We start from the raw sequence: 18,308 nt of genomic DNA, 5'->3' as shown, positions 1-18,308 counted from the left end.
GACTGGTCCGCGCCAACCTCATGCAGCGCCGCCGTATCGACAGCTTGCTCCAACCACCCACGATCAGCCAAGATCAGCCCCAGATGTGCCTAAGTCTGGCTCAAACCTAAACCGGACACCCGTGGGTCAGGCCCGGGCATGACGACTTTCTCTAACCCTCAGACCGCATCCGCGCGCAGCAGCGTGTCCACGGTAATCGTGCCCCGTGCCCGGGAGACGCAGGCGCAGATCTTCTGGTTGCTTTGCTTCTGGTGGTCGCTGAAGAAGACGTCGCGATGATCGATCTCGCCGTCGACCTCGACCACGTCGATGGCGCACAGGCCGCATTCGCCGCGCTTGCAATCGTACATCACGTCGTGGCCGCTGGCGTTGAGCACATCCAGCATCGAGCGCTCACGCGGGATTTCGAGCTCGACATTCGAGCCCTTCAGGCGCACGCGGAACGTCTCGGTCGGCAGCGAGCCGCTGGAGCCGAACGTCTCATAGCGGAGATCGGGCAGCGGATGGCCGGCACCGATCCAGGCGTGGCGTGCGGCATCCAGCATTCGCATCGGGCCGCAGAACAGCGCCAGTGCATCCTTGGGCATCGACGCAAACAGGGCGTCGAGATCGAGCCGCTTGCCTTCGTCGCTGGCGTGGACGACCAGACGATCGCCGAGCATCGCGGCGAGGTCATCGAGATAGGCGGCGTCGCCGCGCGAGCGCACCGCATAATGCAGCGTCACATTCGCCCCACGCCGCGCCAGCGCCTGCGCCGCACCGAGGATCGGCGTGATGCCGATGCCGCCGGCGATCAGGCAATAATTGTCACGCGCCCAATCCACCGCGAGCAGCGAGGCGGGCTGGGTGATGTCGAGCCGCGCGCCCGGCGCCAGCTGCCACATGTAGCGCGAGCCGCCGCGGGAATCCTCGGCGCGGCGCACCGCGATCCGCAAGCCCTGCGACGAGGCTTCGCCGACCAGCGAATAGGACCGCGTCTCGGGCTGCCCGTCGATGGTCACGCTGACATTGATGTGGCTGCCGACCGGATAGGCCGCGCCGTCGAACTGATCGGGCCGGATCAGGAATTCGCGGATGCCGGGGGCGAGATCGCGGGTCGAGACGAGCGTCGCCGGAATCCAGGTTTCGATGAAGCGCATGGTGACTGCCTCAATCGGCTAGGGTCTTGATCAGCGCGAGCGCCGGCAAGAGGTCGAGATGGGTCCGGTTGCGCAGCGCGAGCCGCAAATTCCGCACCGCGAGCCGTGCGTGCTCGCGCATGATCGCTTCGGCGCGCGTGCCCTCGCGGTTCTCGATCGCATCGATCACGACGCGGTGGTGCTCCTGCCCGATGATCAGGATCTGCTGCGCCTCGGGCAGCGCCGATTGCGCCATCACGAATCCGCTCGGCGAAGCAAACGGCAGCGCGGAGGCGCGGTCGATCTGCCGGATCAGCGGCGGACTGCGCGACAATTCCGTGAGCAATGCGTGGAAGCGCGCGTTCAGCGTGACATAGGACGAGAAAGCCTCGATCGAGATCGGCACCTGGCCCAGCAATTCGTCGATCGCAGCCAGGCATTCCTTCAAAGGCTCGAGCTCGCGCGCGGAAACGCCACGCTCGGCGGCAAAGCGCGCGGCGAGGCCTTCCAGCGTGCCGCGCAGCTCGATGGAATCGGAGATGTCGCGCTCGGAAAACGCCTTCACCATGAAGCCGCCGGACGGGATCGCCTCCAGCAGCCCCTCCTCCTCCAGCCGCACCAGCGCCATGCGCACCGGCGTGCGCGAGGCGCCGGTGGTCTCCACCGCCTGGAGCTCGGAGATGCGCTCGCCCGGCCGCAGAGAGCCGGACAGGATCTGGTCGCGCAGCGCGAGCTGCGCCTTCACGGTCTGCGAGACGGAGCGGTCGACCTCACGTTCGGCCATGTCCTACTCCGCCGCCTGAAGATGTTGCGGCCCGTTTTCCTTGGCCACCATCCGGTCGATCAGCTTGCGCGTCCACATCGCCCCGGCGTCGATGTTGAGATTGTAGAAGATGCGGTCCGGGTTCTCGTCCATCGCGCGCTGCTGCGCTTCCAGGATCAGCTCGTCCTCGTGGAAGATGCCGGAGACGCCCTCGCGGATCTCGGTGGTGATGCGCTGCTCGCCGATCTGATAGTTGCGCACGAAGGCCCAGAAATAATGGCAGGTCTTCTCGGTCTCCGGCGTGATGGTGTTGAGCACGAAGCCGTTGACGCCCTGCGAACGATCGCCTTCCGGCGCGCCGGTGCCTGTCGGCGCCACGCCGACGTCGATCGCGATGGTGCACGGCGCCTCGAAGCGGATGATCTGCCAGCGGTCGACGGGGACGGACTTGCCGAGCTGCCTGGCCCAGAACGGCGGCGGCTCGATGTTCCGCATCCAGCGCGTCACCGTGACCGTCTTCTCGCCGTGGGTGACGTCGAACGGTGCTTCCGCGACGGCGTCATTTCCAATCGAGGAGCCGTGCACAAAGGTCTCGTGGGTGAGGTCCATGAGATTGTCGAGCACGAGACGGTAGTCGCAATTGACGTGGATGGTCTTGCCGTCGCCGGCCCAGGCCGGATCGTGATTCCAGTGCATGTCGGGCACGAGCGCGGGATCGGCGAGCGCAGGGTCGCCCATCCAGAGCCAGATGAAACGATGACGCTCGACCACGGGATAGGCGCGCACGCAGGCCGAGGGGTTGATGGTCTCCTGCGAGGGCATGAAGGTGCAGCGGCCCTGCGCATTGTATTTCAGGCCGTGATAGCCGCAGACGACGGTGTCGCCTTCGAGCCGGCCCTTGGACAACGGCACCAGGCGGTGCCAGCAGGCATCCTCCAGCGCGGCCACCGAACCATCGGCCTTGCGGTACATCACGACATGCTTGCCGCAGATCGTCCGCGGCAACAGCGCAGCTTTCACGTCCGCATCCCAGGCCGCGGCGTACCAGGCGTTCATGGGGAAGGGCTTTGTCACCGGTCTCACTCCCAAGGCTTATGAATACGTTATGTATACAATAGCGAAGGAATAGAATTGTTCAAGGCCGAAATTGGCGTATTTTTATACCTATGGCAGATATGATGTATACATTCATTCCGCGAAGGCGGGGAATCCATTATTCCGAGGCGGACATTGGGTTACACAACGGGCGCCACTGGGTACTGGATCACCCGCCTTCGCGGGTGATGACAGCTGTCGATACGGCGGCTCCTCCCCTGGAGGGCGCCTGAGAACGAAGCGAAGACTCAGGACGCCTTACGCCCCGAACACCTTCGCCAGCCCCGCCTTCGCTTCTTCCTGGATCCGCTTCAGGTGCTCGGTGCTGCGGAAACTTTCCGCGTAGATCTTGTAGACATCTTCCGTTCCCGACGGCCTTGCGGCGAACCAGCCATAGTCAGTCTCCACCTTGATGCCGCCGAAGGGCTGGCCGTTGCCCGGCGCCTTGCTCAGCGTCGAGCGAACCGGATCGCCGGCGAGATCCTTCAGGCCGAGCTGCTCTGGCGTGACGGACTTCAAAATGTTCTTCTGCGGCGTCGTGGCGGCGACGTCGATGCGCGCGTAATGGGGCACGCCGAGCTCGGCGGTGAGATCGCCAAACAGCTGGCTGGGATCGCGGCCGGTCTTGGCCATGATCTCGGCGGCGAGCAGGCCGAGGATGACGCCGTCCTTGTCGGTGGTCCACACCGTGCCGTCGCGGCGCAGGAACGAAGCCCCTGCACTCTCCTCGCCGCCGAAGCCGAAGCCGCCGGTGAGGAGGCCGTCGACGAACCATTTGAAGCCGACCGGCGTCTCGACCAGCTTGCGGCCGAGCTTTTTCGCCACGCGATCGATGATCGAGCTCGACACCACGGTCTTGCCGATCGCGGCGTCCTTGCTCCAGTTCGGGCGGTGCGCGAACAGATAGGCGATCGCGGTCGCCAGATAATGGTTCGGATTCATCAGGCCGCCGGTGCGCGTCACGATGCCGTGGCGGTCGGCGTCGGTGTCGTTGGCGAAGGCGACGTCGAAGCGGTCGCGCATCGCGATCAGGCTCGCCATCGCATAGGGCGATGAGCAATCCATGCGGATCTTGCCGTCCCAGTCCACCGTCATGAAGCGGAAGGTCGGGTCGATCGCCTCGTTCACGACGGTCGCCTTCAGGCCGTAGCGCTCGATGATCGGGTGCCAGTAATGCACCGCGGCGCCGCCGAGCGGATCGATGCCGATCTTGATGCCGGCGGATTTGACGAGGTCGAGATCGACGACGTTGCCGAGATCGGCGACGTAGGGCGTGATGAAGTCGTAGGCGTGCACGGTCGCGGATTTGCGCGCCCTGGCGTAGTCGATGCGCTTCACGCCCTTGAGACCGTCGGCGAGATAGGCGTTGGCGCGCTTCTCGATCACGGAGGTCGCGTCGGTGTCGGCCGGGCCGCCATGCGGCGGATTGTACTTGTAGCCGCCATCCTCCGGCGGATTGTGCGAGGGCGTGACGACGACGCCGTCGGCGAGGCCAGACGTGCGGCCCTTGTTGTAGGTCAGGATCGCATGCGAGATCACGGGCGTCGGCGTGTAGCCGCCGTCCTTGTCGATCATGACGTCGACGCCGTTGGCGGCGAAAACCTCGACGGCGCTGACCAGCGCCGGCTCGGCCAGCGCATGGGTGTCGATGCCGATGAAGAGCGGGCCGGTCAGCCCCTTTTCCAGTCTGTAATCGCAAATCGCCTGCGTCGTCGCGAGGATATGGCCCTCGTTGAAGCTGTTCTTCAGCGAGGTGCCGCGATGGCCGGAGGTGCCGAACGCCACGCGCTGCGCCGGATCAGCCGGATCGGGCTTGTTGGCGAAATAGGCCGTCACCAGCCTTGGAACGTTGGTGAGCGCGCTCGGCGCAACCGGCTTACCCGCCGCGGGATCGACTTCTGCCACTGCAACTCTCCGTGCCTTCAAACGACAGCCTAGAGCTTCTTCCGTTCCGATAGAATCGGAACGGAAGCTCTAGTTTTTTGTTTTGACGCGTTTTCTTCACGCGAACCGGCATCCACTTCGCTGGAAAACGCTCTAGAACACCATACCATCGGCCGGCGCATCGCCAAGCCGATTGGACCGGCGCAAGTGACCCGCCCGACACACTCCGGTCAAAGTTCAACCGACAACGCGCATCCGGCCCAGGATGATCCATGGTGATGACGCATGGCGCTCCTCGTACTTTGGTCCCGGATTTCGGTTGATTCAGGACAAAGACGCCGCCGCGTGGCGTGGGGCACGCTGCTTGCCGTTTGATCAACGAAAGCCGGGATTTGCAGGATCAGCCCGCCGATCCCTTGGCTGATTCCTCGCTGATTACCTTGGGGGAGTAAACTCAAGATGACTGGACGTTTGATCTTCACGCTCGTGCTGGCCCTGGCCACGTCGTCGTTGGCCACACCGTCCGCCTCCGCCGCCGAGGGCGATGCCGCCGCGGGCAAGACCGTCTTCGAGCGAACCTGCGAGAACTGCCACGCGGTGGTGATCGGGGTGAACAAGGTCGGCCCAAGCCTCTGGAATGTCGTCGACCGCAAGCCCGCCGCCGTTCCGGACTTCGCCTATTCTGATGCCATGAAGGCCAACAAGGCGGCATGGACGCCAACGGCGCTGGATGCCTACCTCGCCGACCCGCGCGGCGACGTCCACGGCGTCAAGATGTTCTTCAAGGGGCTGCCGAACCCCACGGATCGGGCCAATGTCATCGTCTATCTTCAGACGCTGAAATGAGCGGTCGCTAAAGCGATGAGATCAGGATGAGTTCGCCGGGCCGTGCGGTTCTGTTATGATCCGCGCGGCCACGGAGAATCATCCACCCATGGACTTAGCGCGCTGGCATCTGCCCGTGCTCATCCTGCTCGCCATCGCGGGGGCAGCAGTTCGCGCCAACGCCGCCGAGTTCTACACCGAGGATCTGCGCATCCCGATGACGGAGGCCGGGCCGCAGGGGCTGGAGGCATTTCTGGTGCGCCCGGCGGGGACGAAGCGCTATCCGCTGGCGCTGCTCAGCCACGGCTCGCCGCGCAGCTTCGACGACCGCGCGACCATGTCCGCGCATAAATATTACGGCATCGCGCTCGAATATGCCCGGCGCGGCTTTGCCGCGCTGATCGTGATGCGGCGCGGCTACGGCACCTCGCCCGGCGGCCGCGTCGACAGCGTCGGCGGTTGCGCGAAGGCCGCCTATCTGCCGGCAGCAGCGGTTGCGGTCGCGGATTTGCGCGCCGCGATCGACGCGATGGCGCACAGGGCCGACGTGACGACGACGGGCATGATCGCGGCCGGCCATTCCGCCGGCGGGCTCGCCACCGTCGCGTTGACCGCGCAGGCACCGAGCGGTCTGGTCGCCGCGATCAGCTTTGCCGGCGGCCGCGGCTCGCGCGATGACGACGACGTCTGCAATCCCGATGGGCTGACGCAGGCCTTCGCGACCTTCGGCAAGACCTCGCGCGTGCCGATGCTCTGGGTCTACGCCACCAACGACTCCTTCTTCGGTCCCGATCTGGCGCGCCGCCTCCATGACGGGTTTCGCACCAGCGGCGGCAACGCGAAATTCGTCGCGGCGCCGCCCTACGGCGACGACGGCCACTATCTCTATTCGGTGGTCGGCCGGCCGCAATGGACGCCGTATCTCGACGCCTTCCTGCGCGAGCGCGGCCTTGGCCATGACATCCTGAGCCCGCCTGATCCGTTGCCGCCGCCAAGCCAGCTCAATGACGCCGCGCGCGCCGAGTTCGCGCGCTATCTCGCCAGCACGATGCCGCACAAGGCCTTTGCGGTGTCGCCGAACGGCGGTTACGGCTGGCGTTCGGGGCGCGTCACGACGGACGAGGCCCAGCGCGATTCACTCGCAGCCTGCATGAAATGGTCGGCGACGTGCACGCTCTATGCGGTTGACGACCGACTGACCGGGACGGAGCGCCAGGTCCCGACCGATCAGAGCGCCCGTGCGCGATAGGCGCGGGGCGATCGGATCCCTCGAGGAATGAAGCTAGAGCCGCTCGCTGAGCGCGAGCTTGTAGCCGACGCCGGTGACGGTGGCGATCACGGGCGTGCCGCTGCCGACGAGCTTGCGGCGCAGCCGCGCCACCAGCGCGTCCACCGTGCGGATGTCGACCTCGGCCTGGCGATTGCTGACGACCTCGATCAGATAGTCGCGGCTCAGCGGCCTGCCGTCGGCGCCGACCAGCGCCGCCAGCAGGTCGAACTCCGCGCGCGTCAACGCCACGGGCTTGCCATCACTGCCGAGCAGCTCGCGCCGCGTCAGGTCGATGATCCAGTCGCCGAAAGCGATCGAATTGTGGTTGCGCGCCGCCTTGCGGTCGATCGAGCGCCGCCGCAGCACGCTGCGTGCGCGCGCCAGCAGGTCGCGCAAATTGATCGGCTTGGTGACGTAATGGTCGCCGGCGATCTCGAGGCCGAGGATGCGATCGACGTCGGTGTCGCGGCGGGTCACGAAGATGATGCCCGCGTTGCTGGTCGCCTGGATCTCCTTGGCGAGCTCGAAGCCGTCGCCATCAGGCAGCTGCACGTCGAGGAAGACGAGATCGGCGCGCGCGCGCAGCGCCTGGCGGCATTCCGCGCAGGAGCCGGCGCCGATCACGTCGAAATTGTTCTCGTTAAAGTAACCGACCAGCATCGTCCGCGTCACCGGATCGTCTTCGACGACGATCAGCCGCTCGCGGCCGGCGGGACGCAAGTCCTGAAGTGCGGAATCAGCCACGATTTTAGATGTCCTGTGTGCCTGCGGCCTGGCCTGAACAGTCAGGTCGTTGCGCAGCACGCCGTCATGTGAACGGACATTCACGACCTGTTCGAGCCCCCGAAATTGCCTGCCGAATACTAGGCGTCTTGCGACGCCTAAACAATATTGGTCATGCTTTTGGAGGATTAAGTATGAATTGGAACACAATTCTCATCCCGCGCATCGTTGCATAGCCATGTTCGGGCGCGAGTGCCCGTCGAGCCAGTCCGCCCCCCGACATCCGGCGGCCGGGCCGGTTAACTTAAAGACGGTCTTCGGCTTCGGAAAAGCGCCGCCCACCTCTATTGTCCCGGCTTGCTGGCGCGAAACCATGGAGCAGGTGCGATGCAGGGGCAGGCCCGGTTGGCTGCCGGTGGAACCGAACGGGGCGCAACGCTCCTCGGTCGCTCGCACACGCTCGACCTCCTGCGGGGTCTTGCCATCGCCGGCGTCATGGCGATCCACGTTTCGCAATCCTTTCCGTCAAATATCCGCGCCGTCGACTACGCCTTCATGTGCGGCTGGACCGGCGTCAACGTGTTCTACTTCGTCAGCGCCATGACGATGTGCCTGATGTGGACGCAGCGCATCGAGACCAATGCGACCCGCAAATTCTACATCCGGCGCTTTCTGCGCATCGCGCCGCTGTTCTGGCTCGCGATCCCGCTCTACCTCGCCGTCAACGGCACGGGGCCGAGCGCCAACGCCCCCGATGGCGTCGGGCCGCTCCAGGTGATCCTGACCGCGACGTTCCTGCACGGCTTCTGGCCGGACGCCGTCAACAGCGTCGTGCCGGGCGACTGGTCGATCGCGGCCGAGATGACGTTCTATCTCGTCTTCCCGCTCCTGATCGCCGCGTTCGGGTCGCGCCGCCATCTCTATCTCGTCCTGGCGATCGTGCTGCATCTCGTCAACGTCTGCATGTTCAAGCCGGGGGCCTTCGCGTTGTTCTCGGCCTATTACGGCCCCGGCCAGGAGGCCTTCGTCTGGACCACGCTGCACATCAGCTTCCTGAACCAGCTTCCGGTCTTCCTCATCGGCTGCGCGCTGTTCTTCGCGCTGCGCGACGGCTTTGCCAGGTCCGACGCCGCGATCTTCGCCGTCTTCATTGCACTGTCCTTCATCGCCGACCGCGCAACCAGCTCGCATGAATTCAACTATCTGATGATCAACCTCGTGCTCGGCGCGCTGGTTGCCGGCTGCATCCGCCTCTCGGTCCGCTGCCGGCCGCTCGAGGCGCTCGGCCGCAACTCCTATTCGATGTACCTGTCGCACTTCGCGGTGATCCACGGCCTGCGCCAGCTCTGGCCGCTGGGGGACGGGCTGGTCTCGCTGTTCGTCGCCTACGCGGTCACCGCCGCGCTCAGCTATCTCGCCGCCCGCGCGACATGGCATCTGGTCGAGCGGCGCGCGCAGGATCTGGCGCATCGCCTGACGTCTGCGGGATCCGGCAAGTCGACCATGCGGCCCGCCATCGCCGCCATTGCGACCGGCACGCGCTGAACGTCCTGCTCGGTCCCTGCGCCGACAGCCTGATGCGGCTTGCCTCGCTGCCGCCTTCGACTCTACTGTGTGCTCCGACAGGATTTTCAGGGCACGATGACCATCAACATGCAGCGCGCAACGCGGCGCGCAATTCTCAGGACTGTCGGCGGAGCCGCCGCCGTGCTCGCCACCCGGGCCGGCGCACAGACCTCGGAGAGGACCACGAAGGTCGTCGTCGGCTTTCCGGCGGGCGGCGGGCTCGATGCGATGAGCCGCATCATCGCCGACAAGCTGCGCGAGCAGACCGGGGCAGCCGTCATCGTCGAGAACAAGCCGGGCGCGGCAGGCCGTATTGCCGCCGAAGCAGTGGTCCGGTCCGAGCCGGATGGCGCGACGCTGCTATCGGCGCCGATCGTCGCAACCGCGTTCTATCCGTTCATCTTCAAATCGTTGCCGTTCGATCCGCTGGTCGATCTCGCGCCGATCAGCAGGTTCTGCACGTTTCAGTTCGCGCTCGCCGTCAGCACCAAGCTGCCCACCGACAATCTCGCGGACTTCCTCGCCTACGCGCGCGCCAACAAGGAGCGAATGAATTTCGGCTCGCTCGGCGCCGGCACGCCGTCCCACTTCCTCGGCGTGATGCTGAACCAGGCGGCCGGCATCGAGATGGCTCACGTCCCCTATCGCGGCTCGGCGCCCGCCATCACGGATCTCCTGGGCGGAACGATCCAGGCGACGTTCGACACGACGGCGAGCCTGATGGAGCAGTACAAGGCCGGCACGATCCGACTGCTTGCGATCACCGGCGCAAGCCGCTCGCCGCGGCTGCCCGACGTGCCGACCTTTGCCGAACTCAGACTCGGGCTCGGCGCCATCGAGGCGGCCGACTTCTGGTATGGGTTCTTCGCGACGGGCAAGACCCCGGAGCCGATCCTCGACAAGCTCAATGGCAATCTGCGCAGCGCGCTGGCCGATCCCGCCGTCCTCCAACTGCTGTCCGCACTCGATGTCGGCGTCGTCGCCGACACGCGCGCGGAGTTTTCTCGCATCATCAGGGACGATTACGACCGCTGGGGCGGCGTGATCAAGTCCACCGGCTTCACACTGGAGTAGGCGCCATGGAGGTCTTACTGCTCGGCACCGGCGGCCCGCGCCCGGATCCGCGCCGGATGGCAACGACGACGCTGATCAGGCTCGGTGAGGAGAACATCCTGTTTGACGCCGGCCGCGGCGTCATGGTGCAGCTCAGCAAGGCCGGCGTGCCGCTCGGCGCCATCAACACGGTCTTTCTCACCCATCATCACTTCGACCACATCGGCGATCTCTACGACGTGATGCTGAATTCATGGATGCATGGGCGCAAGGACGATCTGCGCATCTACGGGCCGCCCGACACCGAACGGCTCGTCAACACGCTGGTCACGCAGGTCTACGACAAGGACATCGCCTGGCGCGATCAGGGTGAGCCGACCTTCGGCGGCTGGAAGCCGGTCGTCGCGACCGACATCGTTCCCGGCCCCGTTCTCGACACCGGGCGCTGGAAGATCAGCGCCGAGCTCGTCTCGCATGGCGACGGGCTCGACATGTCGCCGGCGTTTCTCGCGCGCTGGATGTGCCTTGGCTATCGCTTCGAGGCCGAGGGCAAGGTCATCGCGATCTCCGGCGACACGGTCCCTTGCCCCGGCCTCGAACGGCTGGCTGAGGGCGCCGACCTGCTCGTGCAGGTCTGCTTTCTCGCAACGCCTGAGATCAACAATGAGCACTTCCGCCGCCTTGCGAAATACACGCTGGCCTGCGGCGACACGGTCGGCAAGGTTGCGGCCAAGGCCGGCGTCAAGAAGCTGGCGCTGACCCATCACCGGCCGCGCACCGACGATGCCATGCTGAACGCACTGCTGGAAGATGTGCGGCGAGACTATTCAGGTCCGGTCGTGCTCGGTGAAGATCTGACGCGGATCGAGGTCTGAGAGCGGGACGCCGTCCGGCCTCAGGACGAACCGACCTCGATCCGGAACGACAACTGCTCTTGCGCTCCCGGTGCGATGTGCATCAGGCCCGGTTTGTCGGTGAACTCGCCGTCGAGACCGGCAGGACTGGCATAGCCGCGCCAGGGCTCGATGCAGAGAAACGGCGCGCCTGTCGGCTTCGACCAGACGCCGAGCTCGCGAAAGCCGCGCCATGACATCTTGAGCCAGGGCCCGCCGGATGCGCCCTGCCCCAAGGCATAGCGAACCGACTTGCTCTCGAGCCGGTCGAAGATGATTGCATCATCGACGAACAGGGATTCCGACAAGGGCAGCACCGCGCCTTTGACCGGACTCGGCTCCACTGCTGCGCGCAGCAACCCGCCACTGAGACGCCGGACCGGAGATGACTCTGCGTCCGCAAAGGTCAACGCATAGCTCTCCTTCGCCATTCCCCGTTGCAGCGGCCAGTTGAAAGCGGGATGGCCGCCGAGTGACGCCGGCAACGTCTCCTTGCCGGTGTTGGCGATCGTGAGCGTGAGATCGAGACCGGCATCGCCAAGCGTGTAGGCTGCGGTCAAGCGGAACGCGAACGGATACAGCGCGCGCGTCGCTTCGCTGTCCTCGAGCACCAGCACGCAGCGGCTTTCGTCGCGCGCGGCCCAGGCAAAGCGGCTATCCCGTGCAAAACCGTGCTGGGTCATGCGGTAGGTCTTGCCCCGGTGCAGCAACTCGTCATTGGCGAGACGCCCGACGATCGGAAACAGCAGTGGCGCATGGCGCGGCCAGGCCGGCTCCGCCTGCCAGACGAATTCAGTACCGTCCTTGTGCTTGAGCGAGCACATCTCGGCGCCGTGCGCCTTGATGATCGCGGTGAGCCCGCCGCTGCCGATCGTGTGGGTGTCGTCGGTCATGGCATTCCCTCTTCATCGTAGCACGGGCACGTCACGCGCTATTGCGCAGAACGAATCCAATATCCGCACAAGTGCATACCAGGATATTGATATCGCACGGAAACCACCGTCTCAAGGAAGGTGGCTTGGCGATTGCGGACGCCGATGATGCATTTCTGAATCACATATCCAAATCCGACGATGAAATCGTCGATCATCATCGCGATTCGCGTCGCAATCCAGCCTTGGCACATTACCTTCATCGGACCAAGAGACTGGCCGTGCACACCAGAGGAGCCATCAAGTGAACATGAAGTAGTCGCTGTGAAGGTTAGCGACCGTCATCCCCTTGATCAAGATTGTATCATGGCTGTCCAGCGTGATCATGACATCCGAACCCTGCTGGGCCATGTGAAGATCGTTAAAACTTGCGGCAAGCGAAGAGCTGACCGAGATCTTGTCCGTGCCGGCAGAGGTATCGGTGTTGAAGCTGTAGACCGTGTCATTGCCGCCCTGATAGGTCACCGTGCCGCCATTGGTGGAGCGGAAGTAGAACGTGTCGTTGCCCGTACCGCCGGCAAGCTTCAGATTGTCGGCATAGGCATAGACCTCGTGGGCCCCGCTCGTGTGCGTATATTCGCGCATCGTCAAATTGCCGCCGACATCAATCGTGTCGGTGCGGATATCGCCGGTCCCGTCCTGGCTGTAATAGTCGACAGCGCGGGAGCCATCAGCCTTGATGAGCGTGTGGTTAAGGACCGCTCCGGTGCTCGAGTAGTTGGAGATGTCCTCGCTGCCGTCCGTATTGTGCTTGTCCAGATAATCGTAGCTGCCGTCGGAGTGGAACCGCTCGACGAGCGTCACGCTGCCGCCGGCATCGTACGCCTGGTGGGTCGACGTATAGGACTGGCCGGTGATCTGATAGACATAGGCATCCGACGAGCCGTCCTTGTGAACGATGTTGTCCTTTGTCAGCACGCCGCTCGTGTAAGTCTTGTTCTCCGCGCTGCCGTCGACGTTGGCCGTATACTCGGTCAGCTTGTAGCCGGCCGAGGTGTCGTAGGTCGTGGTAGTGGTGCCGGTCGAGATGACCGAGACCTCCGTGCTCAATTTGCCGGCGCTGTTGTAATAGTCGTAGAGTTTGGTGCCATCCGCGTTGTACGCCGCCTTGTAGTCGTAACTGCCGTCGGCGTGGAAGCGTTCGACGAGGGTCGCGTTGCCGCTGGCGTCGCTGGCCTGATGCGTCGAGGTGTAGGACTGGCCGGCGATATGGTAGACATAGACATCTGACGAGCCGTCCTTGTGAAGGACGTTGTCCTTCGTCAGCACACCGCCCGTGTAAGTCTTGTTCTCCGCGCTTCCGTCCGCATAGGCAATGTAGTCCGTGAGCTTGTAGCCGGTCGCGGTGTCGTAGGTCGTTGTCGTGGTGCTGGCCGACGTGACGGTAACTTCGGAGCTGTGAAGCCCCGTGCTCGTGTAGTAGTCGGAGACCTTCGAGCCGTCCGAGTTGTAGGCCACTTTGTACTGATAGCTGCCGTCGGCGTGGAAGCGCTCGATCAGCGTCACCTTGCCGCTCGCGTCGCCCACCTGATGGGTCGTGGTGTAGGACTGGCCGGTGATGTTATAAATGTAGACCTCGGACGAGCCGTCCTTGTGAAGGATGTTGTCCTTCATCAACACGTTGTTCGTGTAGACCTTGTTGTCGGCGCTGCCGTCCACATTGGCCGTATAGACGTTGAGCTTGTAGCCCGTCGTCGTGTCGTAGGTGGTCGTCGTGGTGGCGGTCGACGTGACGACCACTTCGGAGCTCCGAAGCCCCGTGCTCGTATAATAGTCGGAGACCTTCGAGCCGTCCGAGTTGTAAGTCACCTTGTACTGATAGCTGCCGTCGGCGTGGAAGCGCTCGATCAGCGTCACCTTGCCGCTCGCGTCGCTCACCTGATGGGTCGTGGTGTAGGACTGACCGGTGATGTTGTAGATGTAGACCTCGGACGAGCCGTCCTTGTGAAGGACGTTGTCCTTCATCAACACGTTGTTCGTGTAGACCTTGTTGTCGGCGCTGCCGTCCGCATTGGCCGTATAGACGCTGAGCTTGTAGCCCGTCGTCGTATCGTAGGTGATCGTCGTGGTGCTGGTCGACGTGACGACCACTTCGGCGCTGTGCAGCCCCGTGCTCGTATAGTAGTCGGAGACCTTCGAGCCGTCCGAGTTGTAAGTCACCTTGTACTGATAGCTGCCGTCGGCGTGGAAGCGCTCGATCAGCGTCACCTTGCCGCTCACGTCGGTCACCTGATGCGTCGTCTCGTAGGCCTGGCCGGTGATGTTGTAGATGTAGACCTCGGACGAGCCGTCCTTGTGAAGGACGTTGTCCTTCATCAGCACGTTGTTCGTGTAGAGCTTGTTGTCGGCGCTGCCGTCCGCATTGGCCGTATAGACGCTGAGCTTGTAGCCCGTCGTCGTGTCATAGGTCGTCGTCGTGGTGGCGGTCGCCGTGACGACCACTTCCGAGCTCCGAACCCCCGTGCTCGTGTAGTAGTCGTAGACCTTCGAGCCGTCCGAGTTGTAAGCCGCCTTGTACTGATAGCTGCCGTCGCCATGGAAGCGCTCGATCAGCGTCACCTTGCCGCTCGCGTCGATCACCTGATGCGTCGTCTCGTAGGCCTGTCCGGTGATGTTGTAGACGTAGACCTCGGTCGAGCCGTCCGTGTGAACGACGTTGTCCTTCATCAGCACGCCGTTCGCATAGATCTTGTTGTCGGCGCTACCGTCCGCATTGGCCGTATAGACGCTGAGCTTGTATCCGGTCGCGGCGTCATAGGTGGTCGTGACCGTGCTGGACGAGGTCACGCTGACTTCCGTGGTCAGCGCACCGGTGCTGCTGTAGTAGTCGTAAACCTTGGAACCGTCGCTGTTGTATGCAGCCTTGTACTGATAGCTGCCATCGGCGTGGAAGCGCTCGATCAGCGTGAGGTTGCCGCTCGCGTCGTAGGCAGTGTGCTGTGACGTGTAGGCCTGGCCGGTGATTTCATAGTGGTAATAGTCGAGCCGTCCGTCGGCCAGCGTAATGCTCTTCGAGATAAGGGTGCCGCTGCTGTCGTAGCCCCAAACGGTGGTCTCGGTCAGGGAACCGCTGGCGTCAAAATCCTGCTCCTTGGTCCAGCCGACGCCGCTCCAGGTGTTGGAGAAGGAGTAACCGCCGTCGATCTTCGACAGGAGAGTGCCGTAATGGGAAATGACGTATTGCATGGTCTGGGTCGACGAGACGGCCAGAATATGCGAGTCGGTCAAAGTCACCTTTTCCAGTCCGGTAGCACTCACCAGGGTGTCCATCTGGGCGACGAACTCGGCCGATGTCATCGTGAGAGTGCTGTCCACCGTCGTCGGGGCTTCGGCGGCCGGTTGAGTCGCACCGATCTCGATGACCAGCGGATGATCGCTGAGGCCGATCTGGATCGTGTCCGTGTTGTAGTAGACCGCGATCGGGTCCGTACCCTGCAGCGGGTCATAGACGTAAATGGTGCTTTGCACCTGACCGAGCTTGACGGTGACGGACGTGACCGGCGTCGTGATTTCGGTCTGGCTCGCGCTGTTCCATACGCGCGTATCGGCCCATACAACGAGGTCGCTGACGCTGCCTGACTTGTTCATCAGCATCGTATGCGTGTTGCTGGGCGCGTTGGAAAGCGTGTAGCTCGGATCCGAACCGGTGTGAGCGGTGCCGTTGTCACCGTGGCTCAAGATGGTCGTCAGATTGTGGACTGCGACAGCGGCTTCCTTCGGTGTTCCGTCAACGTTGAAAAGACCGAAATGGGCTTCCTTGTCGCCTCGAGACGCCGAGGATGGCGAGTCGAACAGTTCGTAGATGTAAGTGGCGGAAGATCCGTCTTCATACGCCAGGAGCAGATTCGAGAGGACGAGCTTCGCCTGCGCGTCTTCGTTCGCGCCGATGCCGGTGACGCTCGACAACGTCGTATAGCCGGTCTCCGTCACGATGACCGGATCGTTCGTCGAAATATTCTGCGCCAGACGAAGGTCGTCTTCGATCTGGGCGTCGGCGAGCGCGCCGGTCTGCACATAGACGTGTGCATTGGCCGCGTCCGAATAGGCGCTCATGTCGCCGACTTGAGCGTTCGTCGCGTCGGTCTGGTATCCGATGCTGAAGTTGACGACGGTGACGCCGCTGAGAGCGGCGCTGCCCTTCACCGCGGTATAGAGAGCCTGCTGGAACGCCGCCGCGCCTTCGAGCGAGGTCAGTCCGTTATAGGAGAAGTCGTTCAGATTGGCTTCGTTGATGCCCTCGATCGACAGCAGAGCACCCGGGTGCTCCGCCTTGAACTCGGCAAGAGCGGCGACGTAGGCGGCGAGCCCCGTGCTGCCCGACTCCGGCAGGGTATAGCTGACGCGAAAATCGAACGAGACACCCGCGTTGGCAAGCGCATCGATGACGGCATTCGCATGACCGATTGCGTTGTAGGAGTCGCGAACGTGACTGATGCCGAGATAGTCCAGGCTGTTGATGATCAGGCTGGAGTTTGTGTAGGCGTCGGTATAGGCGCCTGCGTTGGTGTTGATACCGAGAGAACTCACAAAGCTCGATGCAGTGGTAACCGTCTCGTTCGACATTTAGAACGCCCCCATTTCCATGGAGCGCAGACTGGCAGTCACTCCTAAAGAAAACCGACTTCAAGAAAGCTAAAATTGTCAGGCTTTCGCCTAAATTTTCAGCGGTTCGCGCACATCAGTGATGCTCCTTCAATCAAGTTCCACGGCGGAACAAAACCATCACGATTTCACATTCGCTCGCGCGCGCGATCGACCACGCTCGCCGCGCGAAGCGACGGCACGTCGAGCGCACTTCTGCGCAAGCAGCCTGATGATTTCAGCGATGTAGGGAACCAACCTTGCCCGCCGCCACTGGCAACATCCATCGCACGTCACTTTGCGCACAGAGTGATGATCCCGTGACATCGAGATGTCTTTGCGCTGGCGATGGTGAGGCGCGGCGCTCCTCGCGCGGCATGCGCAATCTGAGATTGTAAACTCCGCGCCCGCGACGTCTCGTGCGCAGCGAGAGGCGAGATCATTATACTACCGCAGACTGCGCCGTTGGTTGACGTCAGATGGTCAAGGCTGGTTCCGGAGCAGCACTGAATCGCGCGCGGCAAGGTGCACGGGCGCCGAAGCGGATGGTTGCATTCCCGGCGGAGGCGCTGTTGGCTCGGCGGTCGTCCTCTGGCCTACCGCGGCAAGAGCCGGACCATTGGTTCCGGCAAAGAGCCGTCTCGCCGCTTGCTTCCAAATGCCCTCAAATGCCCGTCGTCCGAATGCGACTGTGCGAACAAACATCCAGGCTGGCCGACAAAGACCTCCTGGGATCGTTCTTCGCCCCATTCGGAAGGCGGACCGTAGCCACGATGGAAGCCGCTTCGGCGGGGCGAAGGCCCGGGCATCCACGTCTTGGACTAGAAAACAGACGTGGATGCCAGGAACCGGCTCCGCGAATGCTTCGCCGGGCTTACAGAATCGGGCCGGCGAAGCCTAGGCGAAGACGGCAAGCCCCGGCCATGACGGAATTATGCGAAGCGGTGGATCGTTAGCCCTGGACTGGCGGCCGGCCGACGCTCTCATAGGTGAAGCCGGCGGCGCGCATGTCGTCGGGGCTGTAGATGTTGCGGAGATCGACGACGACGGGCTGCGTCATGGTCGCCTTCAGCCGGTCGAGATCGAGGCCGCGGAACTGCACCCATTCGGTGACGACGACCAGCGCATCGGCGCCTTGCGCGCAGGAATAGGCGTCCTCGCAATAGGTGATGCTGGGCAGTTCGCCCCTGGCCTGCTCCATACCGACCGGATCGAACGCGCGCACCTTGGCGCCCATGTCGATCAGGCCGGTGACGAGCGGGATCGACGGCGCATCGCGCATGTCGTCGGTATCCGGCTTGAAGGTGAGGCCGAGCACGGCGATGGTCTTGCCGCGCAAGGAGCCGCCGAGCGCCTGGCTCACCTTCCGCGCCATCGCGCGCTTGCGGTTCTCGTTGACCGCCAGCACGGATTCGACGATGCGCAAGGACACGTCATAGTCCTGCGCGATCTTGATCAGCGCCTTGGTGTCCTTCGGGAAGCACGAGCCGCCGAAGCCGGGACCGGCATGCAGGAACTTGGTGCCGATGCGGTTGTCCAGGCCAATGCCGCGCGCGACCTCCTGCACGTTGGCGCCGACTTTTTCGGAGAGGTCCGCGATCTCGT

At 63.6% G+C, this 18,308-nt stretch carries 13 protein-coding genes; 5 read left to right on the top strand and 8 right to left on the bottom strand.

The genetic code is table 11. The annotated features are described in order from the left end of the window. Positions 1 to 158 precede the first annotated feature (158 nt). The 4 genes from RAD15_RS42710 to pgm form a co-directional block, all read right to left on the bottom strand. Positions 159 to 1,139, bottom strand: a complete 981-nt coding sequence (locus RAD15_RS42710) for a PDR/VanB family oxidoreductase (RefSeq protein ID WP_458184667.1) — start codon at positions 1,137 to 1,139, stop codon at positions 159 to 161. A gap of 10 nt (positions 1,140 to 1,149) precedes the next feature. Further along, entirely contained in the window at positions 1,150 to 1,902 is a 753-nt protein-coding gene (locus tag RAD15_RS42705; protein WP_458184666.1) for a GntR family transcriptional regulator, read from the bottom strand. A gap of 3 nt (positions 1,903 to 1,905) precedes the next feature. Then, on the bottom strand, positions 1,906 to 2,955 hold the full coding sequence (locus tag RAD15_RS42700; RefSeq protein WP_458184665.1) for an aromatic ring-hydroxylating dioxygenase subunit alpha: 1,050 nt from the start codon (positions 2,953 to 2,955) through the stop codon (positions 1,906 to 1,908). Between the two features lie 279 nt (positions 2,956 to 3,234). Continuing rightward, entirely contained in the window at positions 3,235 to 4,881 is a 1,647-nt protein-coding gene (gene pgm, locus RAD15_RS42695) for a phosphoglucomutase (alpha-D-glucose-1,6-bisphosphate-dependent) (RefSeq protein WP_458184664.1), read from the bottom strand. A gap of 450 nt (positions 4,882 to 5,331) precedes the next feature. Here pgm and RAD15_RS42690 point away from each other — a divergent pair, with 450 nt between their 5' ends. Then, entirely contained in the window at positions 5,332 to 5,706 is a 375-nt protein-coding gene (locus tag RAD15_RS42690; RefSeq protein ID WP_458184663.1) for a c-type cytochrome, read from the top strand. An 88-nt stretch (positions 5,707 to 5,794) separates the two neighbouring features. Next, positions 5,795 to 6,934: an alpha/beta hydrolase family protein gene (locus RAD15_RS42685; RefSeq protein WP_458184662.1), complete on the top strand. Its 1,140-nt coding sequence runs from the start codon at positions 5,795 to 5,797 to the stop codon at positions 6,932 to 6,934. 33 nt (positions 6,935 to 6,967) lie between these two features. Here the strand turns inward: RAD15_RS42685 and RAD15_RS42680 are convergent, their stop codons facing one another. Further along, complete coding sequence (locus RAD15_RS42680) at positions 6,968 to 7,783, bottom strand: response regulator (protein WP_458184661.1); 816 nt, start codon at positions 7,781 to 7,783, stop codon at positions 6,968 to 6,970. Positions 7,784 to 8,065: 282 nt separating this feature from the next. Here RAD15_RS42680 and RAD15_RS42675 point away from each other — a divergent pair, with 282 nt between their 5' ends. From RAD15_RS42675 to RAD15_RS42665, 3 genes are all read left to right on the top strand, one after another. Further along, complete coding sequence (locus RAD15_RS42675) at positions 8,066 to 9,223, top strand: acyltransferase family protein (protein WP_458184660.1); 1,158 nt, start codon at positions 8,066 to 8,068, stop codon at positions 9,221 to 9,223. A 96-nt stretch (positions 9,224 to 9,319) separates the two neighbouring features. Further along, positions 9,320 to 10,318 carry a Bug family tripartite tricarboxylate transporter substrate binding protein gene (locus RAD15_RS42670; protein ID WP_458184659.1) on the top strand — a complete coding sequence of 333 codons (999 nt, stop codon included), beginning with the start codon at positions 9,320 to 9,322 and terminating at the stop codon, positions 10,316 to 10,318. A 5-nt stretch (positions 10,319 to 10,323) separates the two neighbouring features. Then, positions 10,324 to 11,172 carry an MBL fold metallo-hydrolase gene (locus RAD15_RS42665; RefSeq protein ID WP_458184658.1) on the top strand — a complete coding sequence of 283 codons (849 nt, stop codon included), beginning with the start codon at positions 10,324 to 10,326 and terminating at the stop codon, positions 11,170 to 11,172. A gap of 20 nt (positions 11,173 to 11,192) precedes the next feature. Here the strand turns inward: RAD15_RS42665 and RAD15_RS42660 are convergent, their stop codons facing one another. The 3 genes from RAD15_RS42660 to RAD15_RS42650 form a co-directional block, all read right to left on the bottom strand. Continuing rightward, positions 11,193 to 12,083: an aldose 1-epimerase family protein gene (locus tag RAD15_RS42660; RefSeq protein WP_458184657.1), complete on the bottom strand. Its 891-nt coding sequence runs from the start codon at positions 12,081 to 12,083 to the stop codon at positions 11,193 to 11,195. 279 nt (positions 12,084 to 12,362) lie between these two features. Then, positions 12,363 to 16,685, bottom strand: coding sequence for a hypothetical protein (locus RAD15_RS42655; protein ID WP_458184656.1), 4,323 nt, complete (start codon positions 16,683 to 16,685; stop codon positions 12,363 to 12,365). Positions 16,686 to 17,655: 970 nt separating this feature from the next. Next, positions 17,656 to 18,308 (bottom strand): UDP-glucose dehydrogenase family protein (locus RAD15_RS42650; RefSeq protein WP_458184655.1); only part of this gene is annotated, 653 nt, incomplete at its 5' end.

The organism is Bradyrhizobium sp. 14AA, from assembly GCF_054185205.1.
This window is presented reverse-complemented; position numbering and strand designations above follow the sequence as displayed.